The organism is Azospirillum canadense (genome assembly GCF_025961225.1).
In the GTDB taxonomy this organism is placed as follows: Bacteria; Pseudomonadota; Alphaproteobacteria; order Azospirillales; family Azospirillaceae; genus Azospirillum; species Azospirillum canadense.
In genome coordinates, this window is record NZ_JAOQNG010000010.1 from 682,786 (window position 1) to 694,784 (window position 11,999).

Consider the following 11,999-nt stretch of genomic DNA (forward strand, 5'->3'; position numbering starts at 1 on the left):
CTGCGGCCGACTCTTCAGACCTTTGTCGTGACCGGGACGCGCCGGGGCGTGGCGTCCTCTCCTCGGGTCGGCGCAGCACCGTCGCTGTCGAACAGGTCGGGGAAGCGCTTCTCCAGGTCGGGTAGGGAGGTCAGGATCTCGCCCATGTGCAGGCGCATGGCGGATTCCGCCAAGTCGGGGTTGCGCGCCTGGATGCCCTCCAGGATCATTTCGTGCTGGGTGATCAGCCGCTCGATCGGCGTCGCCTGCTCCGGGATGCTCAGGTAGCGGACGCGGTCCATCTGAGCCTTGGTTTCCTCCACCACACGCCACGCGTATTCGCAGCCGACACCCAGCGCGATGGAGCGGTGGAAGGCCTCGTCCAGGTCCAGGAAGATGTCCGGGTTCTCGACGGCCGCGACGCGCTGCTGCTTCATGATGCCGTGGAGGTCCCGGATGGCGGCCGCGGACAGTTCCTGGCTCGCCTTGCGCACCACGGCCAGTTCCACCGCTTGGCGGACGAACTGCGCGTCCATCACCTGCTTGGCCGAGATCTTCACGACGAAGGTGCCGCGCTGTGGGCGGATGGACACGAGCCCGGCCTCGCTCAGCTTGATGAAGGCCTCGCGCACCGGCTGACGGCTGATGCCCAGGGATTTGGCGACCTCCGCTTCCGACAGGGGTTGGCCCGGCCGGAACCGCATCGTGACGATGGCCTGCCGCAGGTCCCGGAAGACGCGCCGCGCCACAGGTTCCGACGAATCCGGTTCAATCCTGTCGAGCATCGCCATCCTCCACCATTCCCCGTCCCGTGTTCATGCGCTTGTGCCGGGCCTCCACAATCCACCCAATGAGCCCACGCAAAGGGCCCACGCAAGGGCGTCGCGTGCCCGTCCGTTATACGCTTCCATACCAGTCCGGTTCAACACGGGCATGAGATTGTCCGTCCCGCATGCCAAATGCGGCGTCCCGCCGCACCGTTCCGGCGGATTCGCGGCCGGTTGCAAAGGGCGCTCGTCTTGACCGTGCCATACTGGAATGGTAGTATATCAACGTCAGCCAGCAAGAGGTTCGCTCCGCCGCTCCAAGAAGGAAGAAGCTAGGGCGGTGGAAACCCGGTACGCGGGCTCCGACACAGGCTAAAGCCATCCTCCACTTCGTTCCGACCGCCCGCCGCATGGCCGGCGGCGACGGGCACACGCATGCGGCGCGCCCCAGCACCCCGCGGCGCGCGCCAGCATCAGGAGAGTTCGATCATGAGCGCTGATTTCGAAGTCACCGGGGCAAGCCCGCCGGCCAGCGCCACCCCCACCACCGGCGAGCGCGCCCGCGCCGCGGCGGTCACGGTGAGCAAGCACATCGGCCGTTACCGCTGGACCATCTGCGCGCTGCTGTTCTTCTCGACGACCATCAACTACATGGACCGCCAAGTCCTCGGCCTGCTCAAGTCCACCCTGATGGGGGACATGAACTGGACGGAATCCGACTTCGGCGACATCGTCGCGGCCTTCTCGCTGGCCTACGCGTTCGGCTACATCGGCTGCGGCCGGCTGATGGACAAGATCGGCATCCGCATCGGCCTTCCGGCCGCCGTGGCGGGGTGGAGCTTCTTCGCCTGCGTCCACGCCTTCATGGGCAGCGTCTTCGGCTTCAAGGTCGCCCGCGCCGGCCTAGGCCTGACCGAGGGCGGCAACTTCCCGGCCTCCATCAAGGCCGTGTCGGAGTGGTTCCCGGCCAAGGAACGCGCGCTCGCCACGGGCATCTTCAACGCGGGCAGCAACGTCGGCGCCGTCGTGGCACCGATCCTAGTGCCGATCCTGCTCGCCGTCTGGGGCTGGCAGGCCGCCTTCCTGGTCACCGGCGGCATCGGCTTCTTCTGGGTCATCGCCTGGCTGCTGATCTACCGCAAGCCGGAAGAGCACCCGAAGATGACGGCCGAGGAACTGGCCTACATCCGCAGCGACCCGGTCCAGCCGCAGGTCAACATTCCCTGGCTGCAATTGCTGCGCTACCGCGGCACCTGGGCGAACATCGTCGGCACCTGCTTCAGCGCGCCGGTCTGGTGGTTCTACCTGAACTGGGTCCCGGGCTTCCTGTCCAAGCAGTATGGCGTGAACCTGTTCGGCGCGATGCTTCCACTGATCATCATCTACACCATGGCCGATTTCGGCAGCGTCGGCGGCGGCTGGCTGTCCTCCCACCTGATCAAGCGCGGCGTTAAGCCCCTGCGTGCCCGGAAGATCACCTTCCTGATCTGCGGCCTGTGCGTGCTGCCGGTGTTCTTCGCCTCCCAGGTTTCCAGCATGTGGGTCGCCGTCGTGCTGATCGGCATCGCCGCCTCGGCGCACCAGGGCTACTCGGCCAACGTCTATACCATCGTGTCGGACACCATGCCGCGCAACGCGGTGGGGTCGGTGGTCGGCATCGGCGGCTTCTGCGCCTACTTCGTCGGCATGTTCGTCTCCATGGGCGTCGGCCGCCTGCTCGACGCCACCAACGGCAACTATCACCTGCTGTTCGCCATCGCCTCGGTCCTGTACCTCGTCGGCCTTGCGATCATGCACTTCATCCTGCCGAAGACCGGGTCCGGCATGACCCCGGCCGGGATCGAGGTCTGATCCCAAAGGAATGGTCCGGGGCGCGCGCCTGCGTCCCGGAACGTCCCGGCCCCCCGCAGTCGTCATCGCAGAGTTTTTTCCCAGTCGGACCTGAAGGGGTCCCGGAGCCTCCCATGAAGATCCAGAACGCGTACGTGATCGTGACGAGTCCCGGCCGCAACTTCGTCACGCTGAAGATCGTCACCGACGAAGGCGTATACGGCGTGGGCGACGCGACGCTCAACGGACGCGAGCTGTCGGTCGCGTCCTACCTGACGGACCACGTCATCCCCTGCCTGATCGGCCGCGACCCGCAGCAGATCGAGGACATCTGGCAGTACCTGTACAAGGGCGCCTACTGGCGGCGCGGGCCGGTCACCATGTCGGCCATCGCCGCGGTGGACACCGCGCTGTGGGACATCAAGGCCAAGCTTGCCGGGATGCCGCTCTACCAGCTGCTGGGCGGCAAGAGCCGGACCGGCGTGATGGTCTACGCCCACGCCAACGGCCGCGACGTGGCGGAGACGGTGGACCGCGTCGGCGAATACATCGAGAAGGGCTACAAGGCGATCCGCGCCCAGTCCGGCATCCCCGGGGTGAGCGGCGTCTACGGCGTCGCCAAGGGCAAGAGCAAGTTCTACGAGCCCGCCACCAAGGGCCTGCCGGAAGAGTCGGTGTGGTCGACGGAGGCCTACCTGGACTTCGCGCCCAAGCTGTTCGAGGCGGTGCGCGTGAAGCACGGTATGGGTCCGCACCTGCTGCACGACGTGCACCACCGCCTGACCCCGATCGAGGCCGGCCGCCTGGGCCGGAGCCTGGAGCCCTACCGCCTGTTCTGGATGGAGGACCCGACCCCCGCCGAGAACCAGGAAGCCTTCCGCCTGATCCGCCAGCACACGGTGACGCCGGTCGCGGTGGGCGAGGTGTTCAACACGATCTGGGACTGCAAGGACCTGATCCAGAACCAGCTGATCGACTACATCCGCACCTCCGTCGTGCACGCCGGCGGCATCACGCACATGCGCCGCATCGCCGACCTCGCAGCACTCTACCAGGTGCGCACCGGCAGCCACGGCGCCACCGACCTGTCGCCCATCTGCATGGGTGCGGCGCTGCACTTCGACAGCTGGGTCCCGAACTTCGGCGTCCAGGAGCACATGGAGCACTGCCCGGAGACCGACGAGGTCTTCCCGCACGCCTACCGCTTCGAGGACGGCTACATGCTCCCCGGCGAAGTGCCCGGCCACGGCGTCGACATCGACGAGACCCTGGCCGCCAAGTACCCCTACAACCCCGCCTACCTGCCCGTCGCCCGTCTGGCCGACGGCACGCTGTGGAACTGGTAAGCGCACGCTTTTCGACCCCTCTCCCTAACCCGCAGGGAGAGGGAGGGACCCATGCGTAGCATGGGAGGGTGAGGGCAAGGTCTGCCCGAGAAACCAAGCCCTCACCCTCCCACTTCGTGGGCCCCCCTCTCCCGCCGGGGGCGGGAGAGGGGGAATGCGCACCGCCTCTTTTTATAAAATTCGCTGGCACGGCCATGGCTGTCCGCTCTGCGCGGACGGATCGCCCCCTTGCGGCCCAATCAAGCCACAGCCACGCCCGACACGAAGGATCAAAGCGTCATGTCCACGTCCTCCCTCCCGGACGGCGCATCCGCCCGGCTCGACAACGCGCGCCTTGCGGCACTTCCGCAATCGGTGCAGCGCCCCGCTTACGACCGGGCCAAAGTCACGCCCGGCATCCTGCACATCGGGCTCGGCGCCTTCTGCCGGGCGCATCTGGCGGTTTACACCGACGACGCCATCGCCGCCGGGGACATGGACTGGGGCATCATCGGCGCCGACCCGCTGTCGCCGGCCATCCGCGACGCGCTGGAGCCGCAGGATAACCTCTACACCCTCCTGGTCCGCGGGGCGGATGGCGACGAGGCTCGGGTCGTGGGGTCCTTCCTGGAGGCGCTGGTCATCCCGGAGGAGCCGGAGCGCGTGCTTGACCGTATGCTCGACCCACGCGTCCGGATCGTCACGCTGACCGTCACGGAGAAGGGCTACTGCCAGGACGCTGCGACCGGCGCGCTCGATGAAGCGCATCCGGCCATCGTCGCCGACTTGAGCGGTGCTGGGATGCCGCGCAGCGTTCCGGGCCTGCTGGTGGAGGGATTGAAGCGGCGCCGCGATGCCGGAATGGAGCCCTTCACCGTGCTGTGCTGCGACAACCTTCCGCAGAACGGCAAGACGGTGCGCCGGATCGTCACGCGCTTCGCGGAGCTGCGCGACCCGGCGCTCGGGCGCTTCATCGCCGACCGCGTTGCCTTTCCCTGCACCATGGTGGACCGCATCACGCCGGCCACGCGTGACGAGGACAAGGCTGCTGTCGCGGCCGCGCTCGGTTGCGAGGACGCGTGGCCGGTGGTGACGGAGCCCTTCCGGCAATGGGTGATCGAGGACGACTTCCCGCTCGGCCGCCCGCATTGGGAGGAGGTTGGCGCCCTGCTGGTAGAGGACGTTCACGCCTATGAGGTGATGAAGCTGCGCTGCCTGAACGGCGCGCACTCCGCGCTCGCCTACCTTGGCGTGGTGTCGGGAATCGAAACCATTTCCGACGCCATGCGCGACCCGCAGCTTCCGGCCGTCATCCGCCGGCTGTGGGACGAGGACCTGATCCCGACCCTCCCGCCGATCCCCGGCGTCGATCCGGCGCAGTACACCGCGGCGCTGGAGGAGCGGTTCCGCAACCCCGCACTCCGCCACCGCACCATCCAGATCTCGTCGGACGGCTCGCAGAAGCTGCCGCCGCGCCTTTTGGAAGCCGCGTTGGAGCATGTCCGCCGGGGACGCACGCCGCGCTTTATCGCGCTGGCCGTCGCCGCCTGGATGCGCTTCACGCTTGAGGAGACGGAGCAGGGCACGGCCTACGCGATCGCCGATCCGCTGGCCGCCCGCCTGAGGGCGGCCGCGGCCTCCGCTGGGCGCGACCCCGCCGCGCTGGCTGGCACACTGTTCGCCATCGACGACATCTTCGCGCCGGAACTGGTGGCGGATGCCGGCTTCGGTCTGGCGGTCGTGGCGGCCCTGGACAGCCTGCTGAAGAAAGGCTGCCGGGCGACGCTGGCGGACATGCTGGGCTGACGCTCAATCACACTGTGGGGGAGACGATGCCGGACAGGCTGATGGAAGGTGCCGCCGGGTCCCAGACCGTGACCGTCGCGGGGGCCATCTACGGTCGGCTGCGCAGCGACATCGTCTCGTTGAAGCGCCCGCCGGGCGAGTCGCTGCAACGGCGACCGCTCGCCAAGGCGTTCGGCGTCAGCATCACGCCGGTGCATGAGGCCCTGCTCCGGCTCGGCAACGAAGGGCTGGTGGAGACGCTGCCCGGCAATGGCAGCGTTGTCGCCCGCATTCCCGTCGAAGCCCTGCCGACGGCCATCGCGATTCGCCGGACGCTGGAGCAGGCCACCGTGCGTTGCGCCGCGGAGTGCGCGACCCCGGCCGGCCTCCGCCGGCTCCAGCGCAACCTGGATGCCCAGCGCCAGGCGGCGTGGGCGGGCAACCATGCGGACTTCTACCAAGCGGACGAGGAGTTCCACGCCCTGATCGCGGACATTGCGGGCCATCCCGGATTCTGGGACGTCGCGCGCAAGGCGAAGGTGCAGGTGGACCGTTGCCGGCACCTGGCCCTGCCGGCGTTGGGCAACGCCGGGCGGGTGCTGGCCGAGCACGAGGCCATTGTCGCCGCCATCGCCGCCAGCGACCCGGACCAGGCCGCGCGCGCCCTGGCCGGGCATTTCACCGGCATCGAGGCGGGCGTGCGGGAGATCGTGGCCCTGTTCCCGGATTATTTCGAGCCGGCCGACGCCCAGCCGCACTGACCCGGCCTTCTCCGAAAAAATGCGTGTCCGAAAAAATGCATGCAGCGCAAAAAAGCGGGTGGTGACCCTCGCGCGGGCATGGTTATATACCTGTCGTATATAGCGCCTGAGGGCACACCGCATGTCGCCGTCCAAGCCCATCCACCCGCAGGTCTCCCTCGCCGGAACCGGCGCGTCCCCCATCGGGGGCGACCGCATCCGGCTGCTGGAGGCGGTGGGGCGCGAGGGCAGCATCTCCGGCGCGGCGCGCGCGGTCGGCATCACCTACAAGGCCGCGTGGGACGCCGTCGACGCCATGAACAACCTGTTCGGCCAGCCTCTGGTCGAGGCGCAGGCCGGCGGCCGGCGCGGCGGCGGCACGGCGCTGACTCCGGCCGGGGTGCGGCTGGTGGCCGCCTTCCATCGGCTGGAAGGCGAGATGGCGCGCGCCTTCAAGACGCTGGAACCGGACCTGGACGGCACGGGGCTGTCCGCGGCCGGGCTGATGTGGGGGTTCTTCATGCGCACCAGTGCTCGCAACGCCCTGCGCGGAACGGTGACCGCCATCGCCGACGGCGCCGTCAACGCGGAGGTCACGCTGACCCTGTCGGAGCGGACGGCCATCACCGCCATCATCACCCGCGACAGCGTGCGGGAGTTGGGCCTGATCCCCGGCCGCGAGGCGACGGCGCTGATCAAGGCGCCCTTCGTCATCCTGGCCCCGGTGGACGAGGCCCGCCGCACCTCCGTCCGCAACCGGATCGAGGGCACGGTGGCGCGGCGGGAGGACGGCGCGGTCAACAGTGAAATCACGCTCGACATCGGCGGCGGCAAGACGCTGACCGCCATCATCACGCGCCACAGCGTTGAGGATCTGGGGCTCGCCGCGGGCGGGCCGGCCTGCGCGCTGATCGACGCGTCGCACATCATTCTTGCGGTCGATTGATCCAGTCATGGGAGTTCACGGAATGAAGCGCCTTCTGCTCGCCACTGTCGCGCTGCTGTCGGTCACCGCCGCCGCGCGGGCTGGTGAAACCAACGTGGCGGTCGCCGCGAACTTCACCGCCCCGGCGAAGGAGATCGCCAAGGTTTTCGAGGAGAAAACTGGGCACAAAGCGATCCTGAGCTTCGGCGCGACCGGCCAGTTCTACGCGCAGATCAAGCAGGACGCGCCCTTCACCGTCTTCCTGGCCGCCGACGACGAGACGCCGAAGAAGGCGGTAGAGGACGGGCTGGCGGTCGGGGACAGCCGCTTCACCTACGCCATCGGCCGCCTTGTGCTGTGGAGCAAGAACCCGGCGACGGTTACCGGCGAGGATACGCTGAAAAAGGTCTCCTTCGAGAAAGTTGCCATCGCCAACCCGGCACTGGCCCCCTACGGCGCTGCGGCGGTGCAGGCCATGAAGAAGCTAGGCGTCTACGACGCGCTCCAGCCCAAGATCGTGCAGGGCAACACCATCGCCCAGGCCTACCAGTTCGCCGAGACGAGCAACGCGGAGGTCGGCTTCGTCGCCCTTTCGCAGGTGATGGAGAAGGGCGAGGGCTCCCGCTGGGTCGTTCCGGAAACGCTGCACGAGCCGATCCGCCAGGACGCCGTGCTGCTGAAGAAGGGTGCGGCGGACGACGCGGCCAAGGCCTTCCTCGCCTTCCTGAAGGGGCCGGAGGCTGGTGCCGTCATCGCCAAGTACGGCTACGGTACCGCGGCGTCCAACTGATCCCGCCCGTCATGAACTGGCAGCCCATCGTCCTGACGCTGCAACTGGCGACGCTGGCCACCGCGATCCTGCTGGTGGTCGGCACGCCGCTGGCCTGGTGGCTGGCCCGGTCGCGCGCTTGGTGGAAGGAGGCGGTCGCCACGGTGGTGGCGCTGCCGCTCGTCCTGCCGCCGACGGTGCTCGGCTTCTACCTGCTGACCCTGCTGGGGCCGGAGGGGCCGGGCGGCTGGGTGGCGTCGCTGTGGGGGGCGCGGTCGCTGGCCTTCACCTTCGAAGGGCTGGTCATCGGATCCGTGCTGTATTCCATGCCCTTCGTGGTGCAGCCGATCCGCAATGCCTTCGAGGCGTTCGGCGACCGCCCCCTGGAGGCGGCGGCGACGCTGCGCGCTTCCCCGCTGGACACCTTCTTCACGGTGGCGGTGCCGCTGGCCCGGCGCGGCTTCCTGACCGGGGCCGTGTTGGGCTTCGCCCACACCATGGGGGAGTTCGGCGTCGTCCTGATGATCGGCGGCAACATCCCCGGCAAGACCAAGGTGCTGTCGGTCGCCATCTACGACTATGTCGAGACCCTGCAATGGGCCGAGGCGCACTGGCTGGCCGGCGGCATGCTGGTCTTCTCTTTCACGGTGATCCTGGCGATGATGACGCTGGAGAAGCGCATCGGGCGGTCGCATCGATGAGTTTGACCGCCAGATTCCAGGGAACGCTCGGGCGTTTCACGCTTGACGTCGCGTTCGAGGCGCCCGGCCGCGGGGTGACCGCTCTGTTCGGGCCGTCAGGCTGCGGCAAGACCTCGGTGCTGCGCTGCGTCGCCGGCCTGCAACGGCTGGGCGGGCGCTTCGCGCTCGACGGCGACGTCTGGCAGGACGAGCGGAGCTTCCGCCCGACGCACAAGCGTCCGATCGGCTACGTCTTCCAGGAGGCGAGCCTGTTCCCGCACCTGTCGGTGCGCAGCAACCTGCTGTTCGGCCATCGCCGCACGGTCGGGCGCGGCGTGCCGGAGAGCATTCGGCTGGACGATGTGGTGGACTTATTGGGGCTCGGGCACCTTCTCGACCGCTCGCCGGAGCATCTGTCGGGCGGCGAGCGGCAGCGCGTCGGGGTGGGGCGGGCACTGCTGTCGCAGCCGCGCCTGCTGCTGATGGACGAGCCGCTGGCGGCGCTCGACCGCTTCAGCAAGGAAGAGATCCTGCCCTATCTGGAGCGGCTGCATGGTGTGCTGCCGATCCCGGTGCTCTACGTCAGCCACGACATCGCGGAGGTGGAGCGGTTGGCGGACCATCTGGTGCTTCTGCGGGAGGGGCGGGTGGTCGCCGCCGGCCCGATGCAGGAACTCCAAGCCGACCCGTCCCTGCCCATCGCCCGCATGCCCGAGGCCGGTGTAACCCTGCCCGCGGTGGTGGAGGGGCACGAGGAAGCCTACGGCCTGACCGCGCTTCGGCTGGAAGGCGGGCGCCTGCTCGTGCCGGGCAATCTCGGCGCGGTGGGTGCCGGGCGCCGGGTGCGCATCGCCGCGTCGGACATCAGCCTCGCCCGCCAGCCCTCGACGGGCAGCACGATTCTCAATTCACTGCCGGCGCGGATCGTTGCGGCGGAGCGGCAGGACGAGGTGCAGATGATGGCCGTCGTGGCGCTGGGCGCCGAGGGGCAGGGCGCGCGGATGCTCGCCCGCGTCACGCGCAAGTCTTGGGACGCGCTGGGGCTCGAAGCGGGGCAGGACGTCTTCGCCCAGGTGAAGGGCGTCGCGCTGGTGCAGGACGGATTTCAGGCGGAGGGCTGATCCGGCGCCGGATAGGTTCGCCCTTTCCACTGCCCGCCGCGACCGCGCCAGTGGCGTAGCGCGGAATCCAGCGTCATCAGGCTATAGGCCAGACCGGCCAGCGGCAGCAGCGCGCCGAGCAGCGCGGGCTGCCCATAGAGGCGCAGGGTCGGCCGGAAGCTTACGATCATGAGCAGCCAAGCGGCGGCACCGGCGAGGGCCGTCGCCGCGCCACCGTGCAGCGGCAAGGACAGAACGGCCAGCGGCGGCGCCAGATAGGTGACGGCCATGCCCAGCATGGCGCCGGCCAAATGCCAGGGCGAGTGGTTCAGCTGGGTGTATGCGGTTCGCGCCACCATGGTCCAGATGCTCGACAGGGACCGGTTGTCGCGCAGGCTTCGGGCGGAGTCGGCGAGGCCCAGCCAGATCTTGCCACCGGACCGCTTGATGGCCGCCGCGAGCGTGCAGTCGTCGATCAGCGCGCCGTGGATCGCGGCGATCCCGCCGATGCGCTCCAACGCCGTGCGGCGCACCAGCACGCAGCCGCCGGCCGCCGCCGCGGTGCCGCGCTTGGCGTCGTTGACCCAGCGGAACGGGTAGAGCTTCTGGAAGAAGAACACGAAGGCCGGGATCAGCAGCCGCGCCCAGGGACCGCGGTGGTCCAACTCCACCATCAGGGACACGAGGTCCAGGTCATCCCGCACCGCCTTGGCGAGCAGGCGGCGTACCGTGCCGGGGCCGAGGTCGATGTCGGCGTCGGTCAGCAGCAGATAGTCGGTGTCTGGGACCGCGCGCTCGGCGCAGCGGATGCCCTCCGCCACCGCCCACAGCTTGCCGCTCCAGCCCGGCGGCAGGGTGGCGGTGCCGGTGACGATCAGCCGGCCGGGGTTCTCGGCGGCCAGCTCTTCGGCGATGGCGCGGGTGCGGTCGCGGCTATGGTCATCCACCAGCACGGTCGTCAGCGTCACGCCCGTCTGCGCGAGCAGCGAGGAGAGGGCACGGCCGATGCCCTCCTCCTCGTCGCGCGCCGGGACCACGGAGGCGATCCGGACGGAGAAGGAGTCGTCACAGTCCGGAGGGAGCCGCTGGTCGGCCCGCCAGAAGCCGCCGCGGGCAAAGACCAGCACCAGCCAGATTGCGAGGGAAAGAAGCGCCAGAATCACCGCTGCATCAGCCATCCGAGGTTCCCGCCGTTGCGGCGGTTCCATCAAATATGTCCGCCGGTACGGCGGACGGCGGCATTCTGCCTCGGTGGAGGTGGCTGGTCTAGAACTCCCTCTCCCGCCTCTCGCGCCCGCAAGCGGGCGCGAGAGGCGGGAGAGGAGTTTGGCTACCGGGCCAGCCAGCCGCCATCCACGGGCAGGATCGTGCCGTGGATGTAGTCGGCCGCCTCGGACGCCAGGAAGACCGCCGGGCCGCCCATGTCGGACGGCACGCTCCAGCGGCCGGCCGGGATGCGGCCCAGGATTTCCGCGCTGCGATTCTCGTCGGCGCGGAGTGCGGCGGTGTTGTTGGTGGCGACGTAGCCCGGCGCGATGGCGTTCACGTTGATGCCCTTGCCGGCCCACTCGCAGGCCAGGAGCTTGGTGATGCCGGCGACGCCGCTCTTCGACGCGGTGTAGGAGGGCACGCGGATGCCGCCCTGGAAGGACAGCATGGAGGCGATGTTGATGATCTTGCCCTTGCGCCCCGCGTTGATCGCGTAGCGGCCGAAGGCTTGGCAGAAGAAGAACAGCGTCTTGATGTTGATGTTCATCACGAGGTCCCAGTCGGCCTCGGTGAAGTCCACCGCGTCGGCGCGCCGGATCAGGCCGGCGTTGTTGACCAGGATGTCGAACTGCCCGTAATGGGCGACGACCTCCTCGATCAGGCCCGGCACCGGGGCGATGCTGGTCAGGTCGGCCTTCAGGCCGAGGAAGCGGCGCCCGGCCGCCTCCACGAGGCCCTGGGTTTCGTCGAGCGGGGCGACGTCAACCGCCGCGATGTCCGCGCCGGCCTTGGCGAGCGCCACGGCGATGCCCTGGCCGATGCCGGTGTTGGCACCGGTGACCAGCGCGACCTTGCCGGAGAGGTCGAAAGGATTGGTCATAACGTCTGTC

11 protein-coding genes are annotated in these 11,999 nt (G+C 68.9%); 8 read left to right on the forward strand and 3 right to left on the reverse strand.

The window, feature by feature from the left end; translation table 11 throughout:
- Positions 1 to 14: 14 nt before the first annotated feature.
- Positions 15 to 764, reverse strand: a complete 750-nt coding sequence (locus M2351_RS38885) for a GntR family transcriptional regulator (RefSeq protein ID WP_264661318.1) — start codon at positions 762 to 764, stop codon at positions 15 to 17.
- Positions 765 to 1,235: 471 nt separating this feature from the next.
- On the opposite strand from M2351_RS38885, the gene M2351_RS38890 reads away from it, so the two are divergent.
- The 8 genes from M2351_RS38890 to modC all read left to right on the forward strand — a co-directional run bounded on the left by M2351_RS38890 (position 1,236) and on the right by modC (position 9,921).
- A complete protein-coding gene (locus M2351_RS38890; protein WP_264661319.1) occupies positions 1,236 to 2,597 on the forward strand; it encodes an MFS transporter in 1,362 nt (453 codons plus the stop codon).
- A gap of 113 nt (positions 2,598 to 2,710) precedes the next feature.
- Entirely contained in the window at positions 2,711 to 3,922 is a 1,212-nt protein-coding gene (manD, locus tag M2351_RS38895) for a D-mannonate dehydratase ManD (protein WP_264661320.1), read from the forward strand.
- A 279-nt stretch (positions 3,923 to 4,201) separates the two neighbouring features.
- Entirely contained in the window at positions 4,202 to 5,707 is a 1,506-nt protein-coding gene (locus M2351_RS38900) for a mannitol dehydrogenase family protein (protein ID WP_264661321.1), read from the forward strand.
- Between the two features lie 26 nt (positions 5,708 to 5,733).
- Positions 5,734 to 6,447 (forward strand): GntR family transcriptional regulator, encoded by a 714-nt coding sequence (locus M2351_RS38905; protein ID WP_264661322.1) that lies wholly within the window; start codon positions 5,734 to 5,736, stop codon positions 6,445 to 6,447.
- A gap of 121 nt (positions 6,448 to 6,568) precedes the next feature.
- Positions 6,569 to 7,372 carry a TOBE domain-containing protein gene (locus tag M2351_RS38910; protein ID WP_264661323.1) on the forward strand — a complete coding sequence of 268 codons (804 nt, stop codon included), beginning with the start codon at positions 6,569 to 6,571 and terminating at the stop codon, positions 7,370 to 7,372.
- 22 nt (positions 7,373 to 7,394) lie between these two features.
- Positions 7,395 to 8,141, forward strand: a complete 747-nt coding sequence (gene modA / locus M2351_RS38915) for a molybdate ABC transporter substrate-binding protein (RefSeq protein ID WP_264661324.1) — start codon at positions 7,395 to 7,397, stop codon at positions 8,139 to 8,141.
- An 11-nt stretch (positions 8,142 to 8,152) separates the two neighbouring features.
- On the forward strand, positions 8,153 to 8,821 hold the full coding sequence (gene modB, locus M2351_RS38920; RefSeq protein WP_264661325.1) for a molybdate ABC transporter permease subunit: 669 nt from the start codon (positions 8,153 to 8,155) through the stop codon (positions 8,819 to 8,821).
- The gene (gene modC / locus M2351_RS38925; protein WP_264661326.1) at positions 8,818 to 9,921 is read left to right on the forward strand and encodes a molybdenum ABC transporter ATP-binding protein; all 1,104 of its coding nucleotides are present in this window, start codon (positions 8,818 to 8,820) and stop codon (positions 9,919 to 9,921) included. Before modB ends, modC begins: the two co-directional genes overlap by 4 nt.
- On the opposite strand, the gene M2351_RS38930 is transcribed toward modC, so the two are convergent.
- Together M2351_RS38930 and kduD are read right to left on the reverse strand one after the other, a co-directional pair.
- Positions 9,906 to 11,078 (reverse strand): glycosyltransferase, encoded by a 1,173-nt coding sequence (locus tag M2351_RS38930; protein ID WP_264661327.1) that lies wholly within the window; start codon positions 11,076 to 11,078, stop codon positions 9,906 to 9,908. The two genes, modC and M2351_RS38930, sit on opposite strands and share 16 nt — an antisense overlap.
- Before the next feature lie 152 nt (positions 11,079 to 11,230).
- Complete coding sequence (gene kduD / locus M2351_RS38935; RefSeq protein WP_264661328.1) at positions 11,231 to 11,989, reverse strand: 2-dehydro-3-deoxy-D-gluconate 5-dehydrogenase KduD; 759 nt, start codon at positions 11,987 to 11,989, stop codon at positions 11,231 to 11,233.
- Between the last annotated feature and the right edge of the window lie 10 nt (positions 11,990 to 11,999).